Here is a 16,222-nt window from a genome sequence, read left to right as displayed (position 1 = left end):
CCGAAGCCCTGCTCTAACCCTTCCCAGCGGCTGGCCCAGCGTGCGGACCCCGGAGGACTGCACCTCGGCGGCCCGGTGGGTGAGGCTCGACTGTTAGCCATCCAGAAGCGGAGAGACCAGCTCAGCGACGTCAGTCATGCCGTACCTGTGCACCAAGAGGTCCAGGATCTCGTGAGGAGTGTGCGGTGGGTTCTGGTGCCGTCGGCTGATCTCACGGATCGCGTTCGCAGCGTGCTCGGGGTTCACGTCCGCGGTGTTGGAGGCGAACTCCACGGCTGAGAGGACCTGAATGTCTCTGGGAACCCTGTCGACCGGGAAGTGCTTGAGGTTGTCGGTGACGATCGCGCCGGCGCCGCCCACCACCGCCGCAGCCACCACGTGCTCATCGTCGACGTCGGGAAGCCCGAAGGTCCCCTCCAGCGGCTCCCACCCGATGACCAGAGCATCGTCGAACGCGGATCGCATAGAGCCGACCAGCCGGTCCGCGGCAGCGAGAGCCTGGTCTTCGGAGGCGTGCTCGCGTTCGATGAGCTTGGCCTGCTCGTGCCGGTGCAGCTCCTCGAGAATCGCTTCACTCCATAGCGGGCGGTACAACCCCTCGATGGCCATCGACAGCAAGAAGTCGCGCTGGAGGCTGGGCCAGAGCACGCAGGTGTCGAGGATGGCGGCGAACACGCCGCCATCCTCTCAGCCAAGCGCGGCGGTCCGGTTTGGAATACGCGGGAGGGCGTCGCGCTGGTTTAGCTTCTGCTGTTTCGAGCCCGGCGCGCAGCAGCCACCTCGGCTCGGACGCGGCGGAACCGCTCTTCGGAAGGCTCCTGGCTTTCCACCTCTTCGTCGTAGTCCACCGAGGTCTCGATCAATGCCCGGTACTGGGAGTCACGACGACGCTCGCGATACTCCAAGAGATCATCGAGCTTGATCATTCGTCGGCTCTTGCCTGGCACAAGCGCCGGCAGAGCGCCCTGGTCGATGAGCTTTACCACCGTGGGTCGGCTCACTCCGAGCAGGTCAGCCGCCTGCTGGGTCGTCAGGAGCTGGCTTTGCGGGGCAACCGTCACGGCCTTGCCGGCCTTCATCGCCTCGATGACCTGAAGCAGCACCCGGTGGAACGCTTCAGGAAGCTCGACGCGACGACCGTCCCCAGCAAGGAAGTACCGAGGCTCTGCGACACTCTTACCAGCACGACCAGCGCTGTCGCTGGCCCTGTCTTCGGAGCAGTCGCCGGCCTGGCTGTGCGAATGAGGCTTGAAGAAGTCGAGCAGTTCAGCCAACTCATCATCGGGCTCAGGCAGATAGGTCTGCTCTAGCAACTGTGCGGTCATCGGACATCACTCCTCTACTTACGAAACAAACGTACCGGCGTTTCGATTGTTTCGCAAGTAGGATGAGGCGTGTACTTCGAGGGTAGCCAAGTGGCTTGTTCGGGGCCCGGAGTCGGCCCCCCGATGCCGGTCAGGACACGACTCAAAGCCCAGGTCCGTCACGGATTCGACAGGAGCCAGATCCCGACAGTGGTCCGGCAGCAGCCCGGCGGAGCGCAGGCGACCTCCCCCGGTAGGACGGGCTGCTCGCGGTTGCCGGCCAGGGGGCCCATCAGTATCGCATTCGTCCGGATTCCCCGGGGGCCCAGCTCCTCGGCCATCTGGAGGACGACCGTCGCCAGGCCACGACCGAACGCGTCCCCGATCATAGAGCGCACTGGCGCCGGTTCGTGGATCACCGAATCGAAGACGACGACCAGCGACCCTCCAGCAAGAGGAGTCCCCTGGGGTGGTGGGGTTTGAGGGCTGGCGGCGAGGCGTGAAGACGTAGAGGGCCATCGGCGGGATCTTCGGTGTGAACCGCCAAGCACACACCGAAAGAGGACCAGCCGATGGCCTTGCCCCAGTCTGCCCTGTCCGAGCTGCTCGAGGCGTTCCGCGCCGGCGAGGGCGTCGATCTGATCCGAGATTCGGTCCGGGTCGCGTTGCAGGAACTGATCGAGATCGAGGCGACCGAACGGATCGGTGCGGCGCCGTATGAGCGCAGCGAGGACCGCACCAACGAGCGAAACGGTCACCGGCCGCGGGTGCTGACCACCACCGCCGGCGATGTCGAGCTGCGGATCCCCAAGCTGCGCAAGGGCTCGTTCATGCCCGTCATCCTCGAGCCCCGTCGCCGCATCGACCAGGCGCTCTATGCGGTGGTGATGGAGGCCTACGTCCATGGCGTCTCCACCCGTTCGGTCGACGACCTGGTGGAGGCGATGGGCGGCACCGGGATCTCGAAGTCGCAGGTCTCAAGGATCTGCGAGGGTCTCGATGAGACCGTCGGAGCGTTCCGCACCCGGAGCTTGGCGCACGTCGAGTTCCCCTACGTCTATCTCGACGCGACCTACCTCCACGTCCGCAACCACCCAGGCAAGGGCGGCCAGGTTGTGTCGATGGCGGTGGTGGTCGCGACCGGCGTCACCGCCAACGGAGACAGGGAGATCCTCGGTCTCGACGTCGGCGACAGCGAGGACGAAGTGTTCTGGCGGGCGTTCCTGCTCAGTTTGAAGCAACGCAGCCTGGGTGGGGTGCGCCTGGTCATCTCCGACCAGCACTCCGGCCTCGTGGCGGCCCTGGGGAGGGCGTTCCAAGGCGTCGCGCACCAACGCTGCCGGGTCCACTTCGCCAGGAACCTGCTGGCCCACGTCCCCAAGGGCCAGGCTGACTACGTCGCCGCGGCGTTCCGGATGATCTTCGCCCAGCCGTCGGCCGACGACGTCCACACCGGGTGGGACAAGACCCGCGACGAGCTCGCCGCCCGGTTCCCCAAGCTCGGACCCCTCATGGACGCCGCCAAGGCCGAGGTGCTGGCCTTCACCGCGTTTCCCTCGCGAGCACTGGCGCAAGATCTGGTCGACCAACCCCCTCGAGCGGCTCAACAAGGAGATCAAACGCCGCTCCCGCGTCGTGGGAATCTTCCCCAACGCCGCCGCAGTGATCAGGCTCGTCGGCGCGGTCCTCATCGACATCCACGACGAATGGATCGCCGGCGACCGCCGCTACCTCTCCGAAGGCTCCATGGCCAAGCTCTACGACACCAGCAATACTGAGCCTGTCGCCGCCATCGAGAGCGACGACCGGTAGGCACTGAGGATCACCTCAAAGCCCACCACCCAGCGGGGCGCAGTCCTCCAGCAGGTAGTGCCCGCGAGATCTGTCCGAGCGTGTCCACGACGTGAAGGAAGGTCGTCTCGAAGCCAAGGGCCCATCCGTCGTCGCGAACGTCGTGGACCGAGCCTGCTTCTGAGGCCGGTACGAAGACGAGGCCGCCGTCGAGACGTCCCCATTCGGCCTCCGCCCGCGCCACGAGCGTAAGGCCGTCCGTCTCGGCGCGGTTGCTGGACGTGCTGCGCACGACTCGAGCGCCTCGGTCTCGAGTTCACTCGCGACAACGTCACCAAGTCCGGGTTCCGCGTCGGTGATGATGAAGACGCGGTCCTGGAGGTCGAGATCCATGTGCGAACTCTACGAGCGGATGGTCAGCGTTGGATCTGCATGACGACAGCCTTCGGTTCGGTGAAGAACTCCCGGCTGAAGTTTCCGCCTTCCCGCCCGACACCGGAGTCGCCCACTCCGCCGAAGGGTGTGCGGAGATCGCGGATGAAGAAGCAGTTCACCCACACCGTGCCAGCGCGAAGGCGGGAGGCGACGCGGTGGGCTCGTGAGAGGTTCTCGGTGAAGAGCATGGCGTTGAGGCCGTAGCGGGTGTCATTGGCCAGTGCGACGACCTCCTCCTCGGAGTCGAATCGGTTGACGACGCACACCGGTCCGAAGATCTCCTCGCAGTAGGCAGCTGCGTTGAGCGGAAGCCCGGTGATGATGGTGGGCTTCACCAGCCACCGACCCTGGTCGTCCACCCCGCCGGTGAGGACGGTGCCACCGTCGGGGCCGACACCGTCGACGTAGGAGGCGACCTTGTCGAAGTGGCGCTTGCTGGCCAGGGTCGAGAACTTCGTGTCGGGGTCGAACGGGTCGCCGATCGTGAGGGCCTCGGCGGCAGCGACGAACCGGGACATGAACTCGTCGTAGATGCCCGAGCCGACGAACAGCCTCGACCCAGCGAGACACACTTGGCCGGAGTTGCGGAAGATCGACTCGACGGCCCAGTGCACTGCGTTGTCGATGTCGGCGTCGTCGAAGACGATGTTGGCGCCCTTGCCGCCGAGCTCGAGGGAGACCGGAGCCAGGTGCGCGGCTGCGGCCGCCATGACGTGTCGTCCGGTGACCGACGATCCGGTGAAGGTGACCCGGTCGACTCGCTCATCGGAGACCAAGGAGGAGCCCGCGGGCGTTCCATGCCCGTTCAGCACGTTGATGACGCCGTTCGGGAGCCCGGCCTCGACGGCGAGGCGCCCCAGGAGGGTCACCGAGGCGGGGGTGTCCTCGGACGGCTTGATGACGCAGGTGTTGCCCCACGCGATGGCCGGTGCGATCTTCCAGGTGGCCATCATGAGAGGAAAGTTCCACGGGCTGATCGCAGCCACGACGCCGGCGGGGCCGTACTCACTGAAGGAGTGATGGCCGGAGTCCATGGGGTAGACCTCGCCGCAGTGGTCTCGCTGGTGGTCGGCGAAGAACCGGAAGTTCCACACTGACCTCGCCACGTCGTGACGTGACTGTGCCAGGGGCTTGCCCATGTTGGTGGTGTCGAGCGTTGCTAGCTCGTCGGCGTGCTGTTCCATGACGTCCGCGAGACGGTGGATCGCGTCGGCCCGCTCTGCACGTCCCAGACGCGGCCACGGTCCGTCGTCGAAAGCGGTTCGCGCGCTCGCGACAGCACGGGCGGCGTCCTCGGGGCCACCTTCCGCGGCCTGGGCGAACACTTCTTGGGTCCACGGGTTCCACACATCGAACGTGGCCCCGTCGACCGAGGGGACTTCCTCACCGTCGATGAGGTGGCCGAAGAACATGTCGCTCACGGTGTCGTCTCCTCTGGGGTGCGGCGCTCGGCGATGGTGACGTCCCCGGCCGCCCAGTGGGTGGCGGGCACCTCCCGGACGACCACCCGGATGCTCTCCCGTGGAGCAGCGACCGTCTCGACGGCGGCGTCAGTCAGGGCGGAGATGAGGGCACGGACCTGCTGTGGGGTGCGGCCTTCGACCATGGTCACCTCGATCAAGGGCATGGCTGAACCTCCCCGCCGCGGACGTGGACGGATCCGAGGTTGGTGAAGTGCATTGCTACCGACGACCCTGGCGGGATCGGTACGGCGTCGGTCATCCCGCCGGTGAGGACCACCCAGCCTGGTTCGATGGCGCGACCACGCCGGGCGAGCTCGTTGGCGGCCAGGGCGAGCGCTTCTCCAGGGTGGCCGAGGACCGCCGCACCGGTCGCAGAGTCGACGACCTGGCCGTCGACCTCCACCAGCACCGCCTCGAGGGACAGGTCGAGCTCACTGGGTGGGACACCGACCGGGCCGGTGACATAGGCGCCGGAGGAGGCGTTGTCGGCCACGACGTCGCCGGCGGTGAACCGGAAATCGCGGTAGCGGCTGTCGATCACCTCGGCGCCGCCCAGGACGATGGAGACCGCCGCCATCGCGGTCGCCGCGGTGACGCCGGGGCCCTCGAGCCGATCCCCCATTACGAACACGATCTCTGGCTCCACACGAGGGTGGATGAGCTGCTCCTGCGGCACCCGCTCGCCAGCGGGGAGGACCATCGCGTCGGTAAGCCACGCGACGAGCGGGACGTTGACGTTCATCCGCTCCTGCTTGGCACGGCTGGTGAGCCCGAGCTTGACGCCGACCAGCGTCTCGCCCCGCGCCAGCCGCTTCTCCAGGGTGAGGTCCTGGATGGTGTAGCCGGTGTCGAGGTCGAGCTCGGGCCACTCGTCGGTGAACGGGGCCCGGTCGCGGCGTTCGTCCTCGCACCTGAGCAGCTCCTCTGCCACCCCCGCGACGTCCCAGGTGGTCATCAGCGGACTCCCGCGGCGGCGAGGTCGCCGAGCTCCTGCTCCTGGGAGAGCTGGAGGGCGATGTCGATGATCATGTCTTCCTGGCCACCGACGTACCCGTACTCGCCGACCTTCTGCAGGATTGCGTGGGCAGGGACGCCGTACCGCTCGGCGGCCCGCTCTGCATGGAGCAGGAAGGACGAGTAGACGCCGGCGTACCCCTGGGTGATCGAGGCACGGTCCATCCACGGCAGCCGCGGGATGAACGGACGCACCACTTCCTCTGCAGCCGAGAGGACGTCGCCCAGGTCGACCCCGGTGCGGATGCCCATGCGCTCGAAGGTCGCGGCCAGAACCTCGGTGGGTGAGTTCCCGGCGCCGGCGCCCAGGGCGCACAGGGCGCCGTCGATCTGGCGGGCCCCTGCCTGGAAGGCCAGCACCGAGTTGGCCACACCGAGGCTGAGGTTCTGGTGGCCGTGGAATCCCACCTGCACGTCGTCGCGGCCGACCTCGTCGAGGACCGCCTGGATGCGTTCCTGGGCGTCGGAGAGGACGAGTGCACCGGCGGAGTCAACGACGTAGACGCACTGTGCGCCAGCGTCGGCCATGATCCGTGCCTGCTGCGCGAGGATTGGGGGGGTGGTGCTGTGGGAGAGCATGAGGAACCCGACGGTCTCCATGCCGAGTGCACGGGCTTCGGCGAAGTGTTGGACGGAGACGTCGGCCTCGGTGCAGTGGGTGGCGATGCGTGCCACCGATGCGCCGACGCCGTGGGCTCGTCGCAGGTGCCCCAGCGTGCCCAGGCCCGGGAGCATCAGGATCGCGATCTTCGCCTGCTCGGCCTCGTCGACCGCGGCGGCGATCAGGTCGAACTCGTCGACCTTGCTGAACCCGTAGTTGAAGCTCGACCCGCCGAGGCCGTCGCCGTGACTGACCTCGATCACCTGCACGCCGGCGCGGTCGAGGGCTGCGACGACGCCGCGGACCTGCTCTTCGGTGAACTGGTGGGACATCGCGTGCGATCCGTCGCGCAGCGTGGAGTCGGTGATGCGGAGGTCGGCGGGTCCGGCCACCGGGGTGTAGGCGCGTACGTCGGTCTCGGTGACCTCGGTCGTTACCAACGGTGCGTCCTCCGGGCGGATGATCATGTCTCCCATGGTCAGACTCCTGCCTTCTGGTGGGTCGCCACCACCGCTGCCTCGTCGGGCTCGAGCTCGCCGAGGTCTGCGGAAGACTTCCACGAGGTCTCCACGCCGAGGCGGTGAGCCGTCATGAGGTCGCCTACGCGGGCAGCGGCGGCGGTGATGATGTCGAGGTTCCCGGCGTAGTCGGGGAGGTAGTCGCCGCGGCCCTTGACCTCGATGGGGACGAAGATGCGGGCCTGGTCGCGCCAGGTGCCCCGGGCGGGGTCGAACTGCGGTTCTGCTCGCAGGTGGTAGCCGGGCACGTACTCCTGGACGGTGCGCACCATCGCGTGCACGGACTCCAGGATCTGGTCCTGCAGCGGGCCCGCTTCGCCTGCTTCGGCCGGGATGGCGCAGAACACCGAGTTCCGCATCATCAGGGGTGGTTCGACGGGGTTGAGGATGATGATGGCCTTGCCGACAGTCGCGCCGCCGACGGCTTCGACTGCGGATGCGGTGGTCTCGGTGAACTCGTCGATGTTGGCGCGGGTGCCGGGTCCGGCGGAGCGGCTGGAGACCGACGCGACGATCTCGGCGTACGGCACGGGTACGACCGAGGAGACCGCGTGGACTATGGGCACGGTGGCCTGGCCGCCGCAGGTGATCATGTTGACGTTGGGGGCGTCGAGGTTGAAAGACAGGTTCACCGGGGGGCACAGGTAGGGACCGACTGCGGCGGGTGTGAGGTCGACGGCGAGGATGCCTGCTTCGGCGTAGCGGGGTGCGTTCGCCGCGTGGGCCTTGGCCGAGGTGCACTCGAAGACGATGTCGGGGAGCTCGCCTCGGGCGAGGAGCCAGTCGACGCCCTCGGCGCTGGTCTCGAGTCCGCGGCGCTTGGCGCGTGCCAGACCGTCGGAGGCGGGGTCGACGCCGACCATGTAGCGCGGTTCGATGATCTCGCTGCGCCGCATCAGCTTGAACATCAGGTCGGTCCCGATGTTGCCGGGGCCGACGATGGCCGCGGTTGCCTTGGCGTTCGTCATGTCAGACCTCATTCTGCTCGGAGTCGTGGGTGGCGAATCGGGCGGTGACGCTGCCGAGGCCGGCGAAGGTCGCAGTGAAGACGTCGCCTGCGGCGACGGGTGACATCGCGCAGACGGAGCCGGGGAGGATGACCTGTCCGGCTTCGAGGGCGACTCCGCGGGCGCCGACGGTGTTGGCGAGCCAGACCAGTGAAGTCAACGGCGATCCGAGGACTGCGCCGCCGGCTCCGGTGCCGGCCACGGCCCCGTTGCGGGTCATGACGCAGCCGGAGAGGCGGAGGTCGACGTCGGCTAGGGGGGTGGGTGTGGAGCCGAGGACCACGGCGCCGGAGCTGGCGTTGTCGGCGATGGTGTCGAACAGGCCGATCCTCCAGTCCTCGATGCGGCTGTCGACGATCTCGAGCGCGGGGAGGACGAAGTCGACCGCGCCGATGGCTTCGTGCGCGGTGACGCCGGGCCCGGTCAGGGGCTTCTTCAGCACGAACGCGACCTCGGGTTCGATCCGGGGCTGGACGAAGCGGGTCAGCGGGATCGGCGCGTGCTCGAGGTAGAAGAAGTCGTCGAGGAGGTGCCCGAAGTCGGGTTCGTCGACTCCCAGCAGTCGCTGCATGGCGGCGCTGGTCAGTCCCACTTTGCGTCCTCTCACGCTGCGGCCTTGCGCGAGGAACCGTTCGATCTGCAGGACCTGGATGGCGTACGCGTCCTCGAGCGTCAGGTCGTAGGTCGCGGTGAGCGGCGGAATGGGTTTGCCGGTCTCGTAGGCGTCGAGGAGGAGCCCGGCGACCTCGGTCCGGGTGGCGTCATCTATCACAGGTCGAGCTCCAGCCGGTCGCTGGTCGGTCGGGAGCAGCAGATCATCATCTTGTTCATGGCGGCTTGCTCCTTGCGTGTCAGGACGAGGTCCCGGTGGTCGACGGTGCCTGCGACGACGCTGGTGATGCAGGACCCGCAGATCCCGTCGCGGCAGTCGTTCTCGACCTCGACGCCCAGCGCGAGGACGGTGTCGAGGATGTTGGCGTCGGGCTTCATCCGCAGGGTGTGGCCGGACTTGGCGAGCACGAGCTCGTAGTTGTCGCCGTCGAGAGGCACCGACTCCTTCGGTTCGACGCCGGCGCGGCTGAAGAGCTCGAACCGCACCACGTCCTGGTCGGGTCCGTGGACGGCTTCGGCGGCCGCCTCGACGGCTCGCAGCAGCGGCAGTGGCCCGCACACGTAGATCAGCCCACCGTCGGGGAGCTGCTTGACGACGTCGTCGAGGTCGGGCCTGCCGTCGACGTCCTCGGCGAGCAGCTCCACCCGTTCCCCCAGAGCGCCCAGGCGAGGGCAGAACGCCATGGAGTCCCGGGTGCGGCCGCCGTAGACCAGTCGGAACGGGCGACCTTGGCGGTCGAGGTGCTCGGCGAACGCCATGATGGGAGTGATGCCGACCCCGCCGGCGACCAGTGCGTGGTAGGTCGCGTCTTCGAGGGCGAAGCCTTGCTTGGGGCGCGTCACCAGCAGCCGGTCTCCGACCCTGAGCTCGTCGTGGATGAAGGCCGAGCCGCCGCGGCCTTCGGGTTCACGCAGGACCGCCACCTGGTAGGAGGACAGGTCTTCGGGGTCGCCACACAGCGAGTACTGCCGGGTCGTGCCGTCGGGGACGTAGACGTCGATGTGGGATCCGGGTTCCCACGCCGGTAGCGGTTTGTCGCTCTCGATCCGGGTGAGCCGGAGCGAGAGCACTCCCTCGGCCTCGAGGGTCATCTGGGTGACGCGAAGCTCGCGCTGCTCAACCATCGTGGTCCTCCTCGGGTAGCTGGAGGAGCTTGCGCACCTCTGCGTAGGACGTCTCGGGGTCGGTGACGTCGAACAGCACCGATGGGATGCCGAGCGCCTCGGCACCTCTGATGTTGGTGGCCTGATCGTCGAGGAAGACCATGTCGGCGAAGCTGACGTCGAGCCGTTCGGACAGCAGCACGTAGAGCCTGGGGTCGGGCTTGAGGTGCCCTTCGAGGGATCCGTCCACGACGACGTCGACGTCACCGACGATCTCGATCTGCTGCACCCACTCCTCGGAGTGGAAGGCGTGCAGGTCGTTGGTGAGGATCCCGACGGGGTGCCCGGCGGCTAGGGCGTCGCGCACCAGCCGACGCGCCTCCTCACGGACCAGGCTGGGGCGCGGCGGCTCGTACAGGTGCGCGATCATCGCCCTGATGTCCGAGCCGTGGCCCCCCTCCCGGTCCCACTGCAGCGCTCGGTCTGCCCAGTAGTCACGTTCGGTGATCCGGCCCGCCTGGAGGTCCTGCCAGACCGGATCCGGGTCGTCTGGGGATGCCAGCGGTCCGCGGCCGTGCAGGAGGGCGTGGATCGGGGTCCCGGTCCGCTCCTCGACCAGCTCGAAGGGCGTGAGGAGGACCGGGCCACCGAAGTCGAGCACCAGGGCGGGGACAGTCATCTCAGTGCTCCGGCTCCTCGATGATCGCCTTGTCGAACAGCACCACGTTCCCGGTCCACCGGCACGCCGCGCACCACGTCATGAAGATCCGCTCGTGCCCGCTCCACCACTCCGTGGTCAGGCCGCGGTCCAACGACGATGCGCAGGAAGGGCAGAACTTCGGCTTGTCGAGCAGGTGGTGGGCCGCGTCGGAGGCGAACCAGTCCCCCGGCGGCGGCAGCAGGTAGGGGTCCGGCGGCAGGTCCGGCATCGGTCCGTGGTGGGCCGCCCGCCGTGCTTGGTCGATCTCACGCACCGGAGTCCGCCTTCTCCCGCACGGCGGCGGCGTCGCGGTGAAGCTTGAGGAGCTCCTCGCGGATCGGGCTGTACCGCATCGAGCCACCGTTGATCCACTGGTCGGTGAACGCGGTGCCGGCACCGAACTTGTCCTTCTCGCAGGGCAGGTCGATCACGTCGTGCTTCTCGCGCACCACGCCCGGCGGGTCCTCACCGTCCTCGACCGAGGACATCGCCTCCTTGAACATCTTGCGGAGCATGGCGACGCCCTGGTCGGAGCGCCCCAGGTGTTCCTGGGTACGGTCGGTGATCTCGCCTTGCGAGACCCAAGCCATCGCGTCCTGGCCCTCAACGTAGTCGGTGACGAAGTTGCCGTCCTCGTCGTAGATCTCAAAGTCGTAGACCACGGGACGCTCCTGCTTCTCCCAGGTGCCGCCCTCGGGGTGGTGCAGGGAGTAGAAGAGCTTCCAGGTGTGGGTGTCGTCGATCGGCACGCGGATCTGCATCTGGTCGATCCACTGCCCGCCGACGCGCATGCCGTAGGGGAACATCAGCGGGTGGCCGATGGCCCAGTCGTCGTTCTCTTCGCCGTGTCCCTCGAGGATCCGACGCTTGATGATGCCGTACTCGAACTCGTCGAAGGCGACCTTGATGTGCTTCTTCTGGAACGACTTGGGTGCCTCGAATCCCTGGGTCTGGCCCAGGAACTCGAAGTAGGCGCCGTGCAGCCACTCCACGTGGTGCGGGTCGACGGAGTTCTCCATGATCTGCAACCAGTTGCAGTTCAGCGTCGCGACGCCGACGTCCCTGATGCCGTTCAGGACGTAGACGTCGAAGCGGGGAAGCTCGGGCACCGGGGTGGGTCCGACGTAGACCCAGACCATTCCTCCGAGGACCTGGGCGACGCCGGCCTTGGCCTTGATCTTGTCGCGGAAGGTCGTGTTGTCGTTCTCGGCCGGCTGCTCGACGCACTGGCCGTTGAAGTCGTACTTCCAGCCGTGGTAGCCACAACGGATGCCGTCCTCGTGGACGATGCCGTAGGTCAGGGAGGCACGGCGGTGGGGGCAGGCCTCGCCGATGATCCCGTACTTGCCCGAGGGGGTCTTGTACAGCGTCCAGTTCTCCCCGAGCAGCCGCACGGTCTTGCTGGGTCGCTTGTCGAAGTCCTGCTCGAACGCGATGGGGTACCAGTAGCGCCGGAGCAGCTCACCCATGGGAGTGCCGGGACCCACCTGGGTCAGTTCTTCGTTCTGCTCGACAGTCAGCATGTCGTTGTCTCTCCTTGTGGGACGGTCTCAGGCCTTCAGATGCGGTCGGGCCGGTGGGCAGAGTGGGCGGAGGGAGCGTTCAGCCCTCGAGGATCGTGACCGTGCCGGTGTTGCCGTCCACGCGGATCAGCTGGCCGGTGGTGATGTTCTTGGTGCCGAACGCGGTGCCGGTGACGGCCGGGAGGCCGTACTCGCGGCAGACGATGGCCGCGTGGCTCATCATTCCGCCGACGTCGGTGACGGTGGCCTTGATCTTGCCGAACACCGGCGCCCAGGACGGTGCGGTCAGGGGGGCGACGAGGATCTCGCCGTCTTCGATCTCGCTGATCTGGTCGGCGGAGAAGATGACGCGCGCGGGTCCCTCGACGAGGCCGGGCGAGGCCGCGAAGCCGCTCAGGGAACCGTCGTCGGAGTCGCTGCCGGTGTTGAGCCAGGCCGACACCGAGTCGGAAGTGATGCCCCACAACATGACGGTGAAGGGCTCGGTGACGACCTCGGGTGGCACACCGAGCGCCGGCGGGGCCGACCAGCCCTTGAGGGTGTTGTGGATGGCGTGGCGGCGCTCGATCTGCTGGGGCCACAGGGCGGGGCCCCGCGAGGGGGCACCAACCGCCCATCCCGCGTACAGGTCGAACAGGACTTCGACCAGCTCGGAGCGGCGGAACATGAACACGTCGTCGGTCTCGGCGATGAAGCCGGCGTCCTTGAGCACGTCGCCGAGCTCGCGCATCTTGCGCCAGATCACCGAGTGGGCCCAGTGCTCGACGTAGAAGTTGTGGTTCTCCACGTAGGGGAACACAGTGCGCGAGAGGCCGAGCTTGCCGTCGAACGTCTCGCGGTCGTCGTCGGAGTCGAGCAGCTCGCGGTACTCGGAGGCGACCCGGTCGCGCTCGGCGTGCAGCTTTTCCACGGGCCGGTTGAGGTCCACGCCCTCCTTGACCTTGACGATGTAGTCGGTGATGTAGCCCAGGGGGACCTCGAGGTTCTGGATCCAGATCTTGTCGGAGTGGTAAAACCCGGAACCGGTGGAGAAGTTGAACCACGGTTCCGCGGCCTTGTCCCACTCGGCGATCCACGCCCGCCCGGCCTCGTCGGTCCCGAGCTTGGCCCACACCTCGTCGGGGCTGCCGCCGTCGAAGCGGTCGTCGATGCTGCTGCTCACGGCCAGCCGGGCGAGGCTCTTGAGGTGGTCGTCGGGCTTGAACAGGTCGACGTCGACGCCGGCGACCATCTTGGCGATTGCCAGGTCGGGGATGGAGGGGAAGGCGGCCTTGCAGAAGCCGAAGAAGTCGAGGTAGGCGGCGTAGCCGAGGTTGAGGAACTCGAAGTGGTGCTGCCACAGGGTGACGACGTGATCGAGGAGCCGGTGGTAGGTGGAGAGCAACCGGTCACCGGACCCGCGGCCGGCGCCGGAGGTGATGACGTCCATGTCCTCCATCTCGGGCAGCGGGCTGAAGTCGAGCTCGCTCATCTGCTGCACCAACGCCCGGACCTTGACCAGCCAGTCGTCGTAGAGGCGGTCCCAGTTGGCGAAGTAGTAGCCGGCCCGCTCCATGAAGTGCGGCACCCGGCTCTCGATGTCGCCCTCCGGGGCCGGCACGGGGCTGAGGTAGGCGTAGCCGTTGAGGATACGGAAGTCGACGCCGTAGGCGGGCGGGACGAGGTAGTGGCGGGTGTTGTACTGGCCGAGCGAGGCGATGGCGACCTCGAACACGCCGGCGTCCCATGGCGTGAGGGCCTCGGGCCAGTGGACTCCGTCGTGGAACCAGAAGCCGCCGTCCTCGTAGTCGCGGCGTTCCCTGGAGAACACGGCGGAGTAGGAGTACAGCTCTTGCCAGCCGTCGGCACCGTCGGGTGCTTCGATCTCGAAGGGGCTGGGGAAACGATCGGCCATGGGTCTTCTTCCTTGCGTCGGGTGAGGTGTCGAGTCGTGGGATGTGCGCGCAAGTGCGCTGTGCTGACCCGAGTCAGCCCGTCGCGGCCCCCTTCCTGGCAGAGAGGGGGTTGACCAAGGTGTCGACGATGGAGGCCATGGGGTCCTTCTTGCCGCTGACGGCGTGGTGCTTCTTGCTCCACACGGTTTCGGGGCGCGCCTGGAGGAGGACGACGTTTTCGCCGGGCGGGAGGTCCTCGTCGACGGCCCACTCGATGTCCTGCGGGCTCCCGTAGTGTTTCTCCGCGGTGCGGGCCAGCCTCGCTACGGCGACGATCTCCTCGTCGGTCAGCGACGGGGCGTGGACCTGCTCCGCCGGCAGTTCCACACGGCCGACCGTCGGGTGGGCGCCGTTGTCGGACGCGACCAGCAGGTGGGCGTGGGTCTTGGGGCTGATGGTTCGCCGGTTGATGCTCCACATGACCTTGTCGACCAGGAAGTTGTCCGGGGTGACGTCGCCGGAGACGACCCCTTCGCCGAAACCCCAGGCCGCGTCGATGCAGATGCCGGACCGGTCGCCGTTGGTCGGGTCGAGGGTGAAGGCGACGCCCGCGCTACGGGGCTTGACCATCTTCTGCACGGCGACGGCCATGTCGACCTCGTCGTGGGGGTAGCCCATCTCGGCTCGGTAGACGATGGCCCGCTCCGTGAACAGGCTCGCCCAGCACTCGCGGACCTTCTGCCGCACGTTGTCGATGCCGCACACCCACAAGTAGGTGTCGTGCTCGCCGGCGAACGATGCGTCCGGGGAGTCCTCGGAGGTAGCGGAGGAGCGGACGGCGACCGGGACGTCCGGGATACCGACGAGCTCGCACAGCTCGGCGTAGTTCTGGTCGAGGAGGTTCTGGTGCTCGTCCAGCAGCTTCCAGCTGGTCACCATTTCGCGGGCTTGTGCGGCAGCGGCCTCGAGGGCGGCCGAGTCCGTGATGTCGGTCTGCGCGAGGAGCTCGCTGATGCGCGGCATCAAGCCGGAGGCTTCACCGGCCTCCGCGAAGGCGTGGGTGGTGATCGCGAATCCTGGCGGGACGGGGAGCCCGGCCTGGATCATCACTCCCAAGGAGGCGCACTTGCCGCCGACCTGGGGGTGGAACTCGGCGGCCAGGTTGCCGAACGGCAGGACGCTGGGGCATTCGGTCATCTGGGTCACTCCTGGAATCGGGTGTCGGAGTTCGGGGGCAGCGCGTCGAGGTCGGGGATGACGACTTCCTGGACGCGGTTGCGGTAGAGCACGAGAGCCGTGGTGCCGCCGGCGACGAGGCGAACCCGGACGAACTCGGTGTTGAACGGCTCGCCGGGGTCGTAGCCCATGGCGAGGGTGGCGAACGCCCGGATCGGCCCGGAGTGGGTGGCGACGATGATGCTGCGGGCATCGGTGTTCTCCCGAGCCGTCAGGATGCCGCGCCAGAACCTGCGCACACATGAGACGGGGGGCTCGAAGTACATCATCGGCATCGTCAGCCAGTGGGTGATCGGGTCGCCGCCTCCCTGCTGGATTCCCCAGAACCGGTCGACGTCGACCAACCAGCCGGGCCGCTCGCCGAGTCCGACGCGCTCGTACTTCTCCATCTCGCGGTGGTAGAGGCGGAAGGCGCTAGTGACGTCCCTGGGGCCTTCGGGTGTGGCGACCTCGAAGTTGCGGAAGTTGCGGTCGTCGTTGAGCTGGCTGATGTCGGGTTCGCCGCGTCCGTAGAGCTCGACGTTGTCGAGGAGTCCCCGGCGCAGGTGCTCGGCCGTCTGCCGTGCCCGGTTGGTGGGGGCGCACAGCAGCTCGACCTTCTGGCCGTCGAAGACGCGGCGCGCCAGCTCCTGGCCGCGGCGGTGTGCCTGCCACGACCCGAGCGGCGTCAGACCCGACTCGGAGGAGTAGCCCTGCGTCTCGCCGTGCCGTACGAGGTAGATGTCGCAGTCGATGTCGGCGAGCTGGTCGCGTCGCTCGGGCACGATCTCCTTGGTGCGGGTCACCTCCGCCCAGGCGCGGGCGTTGCCGACGACGTTGCCGTCGTACATGACCGGGTCGCTGCGGTGGTCCCCGCGGCCTCTGAACTGGCGCAGGTAGAGCGGAACGGACGTGTCCTCCTCCGCCTCCGCTGCCTGGTCAGCGGCGGGCTGGGCAGAACGGCGTACCCGGTGACGGGTCAGGTAGGCGGGTGCGTCAGGGCGTTCGGTGCGCGGCAGGGCGCCCGGGCTGCTGTGCTCGTCGATGCTCATCTGCGGCAC

14 protein-coding genes and 2 pseudogenes are annotated in these 16,222 nt (G+C 67.7%); 1 reads left to right on the top strand and 15 read right to left on the bottom strand.

The genetic code is table 11. The features are described 5' to 3' along the window. Window positions 1–93 precede the first annotated feature (93 nt). Both G7072_RS06425 and G7072_RS06420 read right to left on the bottom strand, forming a co-directional pair. Window positions 94–675: a PIN domain-containing protein gene (locus G7072_RS06425; RefSeq protein ID WP_166084780.1), complete on the bottom strand. Its 582-nt coding sequence runs from the start codon at window positions 673–675 to the stop codon at window positions 94–96. 65 nt (window positions 676–740) lie between these two features. After that, window positions 741–1,325, bottom strand: coding sequence for a helix-turn-helix domain-containing protein (locus G7072_RS06420; RefSeq protein ID WP_166084779.1), 585 nt, complete (start codon window positions 1,323–1,325; stop codon window positions 741–743). A gap of 551 nt (window positions 1,326–1,876) precedes the next feature. Between G7072_RS06420 and G7072_RS06415 the strand changes: the two are divergent. Beyond that, window positions 1,877–3,116 (top strand): annotated as a pseudogene (locus tag G7072_RS06415) (IS256 family transposase). A 395-nt stretch (window positions 3,117–3,511) separates the two neighbouring features. On the opposite strand, the gene G7072_RS06410 reads toward G7072_RS06415, so the two are convergent. The 13 genes and pseudogenes from G7072_RS06410 to G7072_RS06350 form a co-directional block, all read right to left on the bottom strand. Further along, a complete protein-coding gene (locus tag G7072_RS06410; RefSeq protein WP_166089769.1) occupies window positions 3,512–4,942 on the bottom strand; it encodes an aldehyde dehydrogenase in 1,431 nt (476 codons plus the stop codon). Window positions 4,943–4,947: 5 nt separating this feature from the next. Then, window positions 4,948–5,157, bottom strand: a complete 210-nt coding sequence (locus tag G7072_RS06405; protein ID WP_055810457.1) for a 2-hydroxymuconate tautomerase — start codon at window positions 5,155–5,157, stop codon at window positions 4,948–4,950. After that, window positions 5,148–5,948 (bottom strand): fumarylacetoacetate hydrolase family protein, encoded by an 801-nt coding sequence (locus tag G7072_RS06400; protein WP_166084778.1) that lies wholly within the window; start codon window positions 5,946–5,948, stop codon window positions 5,148–5,150. The genes G7072_RS06405 and G7072_RS06400 overlap by 10 nt, the downstream gene beginning before the upstream one ends. After that, window positions 5,948–7,084: a 4-hydroxy-2-oxovalerate aldolase gene (dmpG, locus tag G7072_RS06395; protein ID WP_166084777.1), complete on the bottom strand. Its 1,137-nt coding sequence runs from the start codon at window positions 7,082–7,084 to the stop codon at window positions 5,948–5,950. Before dmpG ends, G7072_RS06400 begins: the two co-directional genes overlap by 1 nt. A 101-nt stretch (window positions 7,085–7,185) precedes the next feature. After that, window positions 7,186–8,094 (bottom strand): annotated as a pseudogene (locus tag G7072_RS06390) (acetaldehyde dehydrogenase (acetylating)); the annotation flags it as partial. Window position 8,095: 1 nt separating this feature from the next. Next, the gene (locus tag G7072_RS06385) at window positions 8,096–8,905 is read right to left on the bottom strand and encodes a 2-keto-4-pentenoate hydratase (protein ID WP_240917172.1); all 810 of its coding nucleotides are present in this window, start codon (window positions 8,903–8,905) and stop codon (window positions 8,096–8,098) included. Then, the gene (locus G7072_RS06380) at window positions 8,902–9,870 is read right to left on the bottom strand and encodes a PDR/VanB family oxidoreductase (RefSeq protein WP_166084775.1); all 969 of its coding nucleotides are present in this window, start codon (window positions 9,868–9,870) and stop codon (window positions 8,902–8,904) included. The genes G7072_RS06385 and G7072_RS06380 overlap by 4 nt, the downstream gene beginning before the upstream one ends. Continuing rightward, window positions 9,863–10,528, bottom strand: coding sequence for an HAD-IA family hydrolase (locus tag G7072_RS06375; protein WP_055810449.1), 666 nt, complete (start codon window positions 10,526–10,528; stop codon window positions 9,863–9,865). Before G7072_RS06375 ends, G7072_RS06380 begins: the two co-directional genes overlap by 8 nt. 1 nt (window position 10,529) lies before the next feature. Further along, window positions 10,530–10,823, bottom strand: coding sequence for a hypothetical protein (locus tag G7072_RS06370; RefSeq protein WP_206063305.1), 294 nt, complete (start codon window positions 10,821–10,823; stop codon window positions 10,530–10,532). Further along, window positions 10,816–12,072, bottom strand: a complete 1,257-nt coding sequence (locus G7072_RS06365) for an aromatic ring-hydroxylating dioxygenase subunit alpha (protein ID WP_166084774.1) — start codon at window positions 12,070–12,072, stop codon at window positions 10,816–10,818. The genes G7072_RS06370 and G7072_RS06365 overlap by 8 nt, the downstream gene beginning before the upstream one ends. A gap of 79 nt (window positions 12,073–12,151) precedes the next feature. Next, the gene (locus G7072_RS06360) at window positions 12,152–13,966 is read right to left on the bottom strand and encodes a PEP-utilizing enzyme (RefSeq protein WP_166084773.1); all 1,815 of its coding nucleotides are present in this window, start codon (window positions 13,964–13,966) and stop codon (window positions 12,152–12,154) included. 73 nt (window positions 13,967–14,039) lie between these two features. After that, window positions 14,040–15,143, bottom strand: coding sequence for a PEP/pyruvate-binding domain-containing protein (locus tag G7072_RS06355; protein WP_166084772.1), 1,104 nt, complete (start codon window positions 15,141–15,143; stop codon window positions 14,040–14,042). Between the two features lie 5 nt (window positions 15,144–15,148). After that, window positions 15,149–16,213: a histidine phosphatase family protein gene (locus G7072_RS06350; RefSeq protein WP_166084771.1), complete on the bottom strand. Its 1,065-nt coding sequence runs from the start codon at window positions 16,211–16,213 to the stop codon at window positions 15,149–15,151. Window positions 16,214–16,222 lie beyond the last annotated feature (9 nt).

The organism is Nocardioides sp. HDW12B (genome assembly GCF_011299595.1).
GTDB lineage: Bacteria > Actinomycetota > Actinomycetes > Propionibacteriales > Nocardioidaceae > Marmoricola_A.
This window is presented reverse-complemented; position numbering and strand designations above follow the sequence as displayed.

Excerpts from the sequence above, each read along its gene's own strand:
- G7072_RS06420 (WP_166084779.1), bottom strand. The coding sequence starts at position 1,325 with ATGACCGCACAGTTGCTAGAGCAGACCTATCTGCCTGAGCCCGATGAT.
- G7072_RS06410 (WP_166089769.1), bottom strand. The coding sequence starts at position 4,942 with ATGTTCTTCGGCCACCTCATCGACGGTGAGGAAGTCCCCTCGGTCGAC.
- G7072_RS06405 (WP_055810457.1), bottom strand. The coding sequence starts at position 5,157 with ATGCCCTTGATCGAGGTGACCATGGTCGAAGGCCGCACCCCACAGCAG.
- G7072_RS06400 (WP_166084778.1), bottom strand. The coding sequence starts at position 5,948 with ATGACCACCTGGGACGTCGCGGGGGTGGCAGAGGAGCTGCTCAGGTGC.
- dmpG (WP_166084777.1), bottom strand. The coding sequence starts at position 7,084 with ATGGGAGACATGATCATCCGCCCGGAGGACGCACCGTTGGTAACGACC.
- G7072_RS06380 (WP_166084775.1), bottom strand. The coding sequence starts at position 9,870 with ATGGTTGAGCAGCGCGAGCTTCGCGTCACCCAGATGACCCTCGAGGCC.
- G7072_RS06375 (WP_055810449.1), bottom strand. The coding sequence starts at position 10,528 with ATGACTGTCCCCGCCCTGGTGCTCGACTTCGGTGGCCCGGTCCTCCTC.
- G7072_RS06365 (WP_166084774.1), bottom strand. The coding sequence starts at position 12,072 with ATGCTGACTGTCGAGCAGAACGAAGAACTGACCCAGGTGGGTCCCGGC.
- G7072_RS06360 (WP_166084773.1), bottom strand. The coding sequence starts at position 13,966 with ATGGCCGATCGTTTCCCCAGCCCCTTCGAGATCGAAGCACCCGACGGT.
- G7072_RS06355 (WP_166084772.1), bottom strand. The coding sequence starts at position 15,143 with ATGACCGAATGCCCCAGCGTCCTGCCGTTCGGCAACCTGGCCGCCGAG.
- G7072_RS06350 (WP_166084771.1), bottom strand. The coding sequence starts at position 16,213 with ATGAGCATCGACGAGCACAGCAGCCCGGGCGCCCTGCCGCGCACCGAA.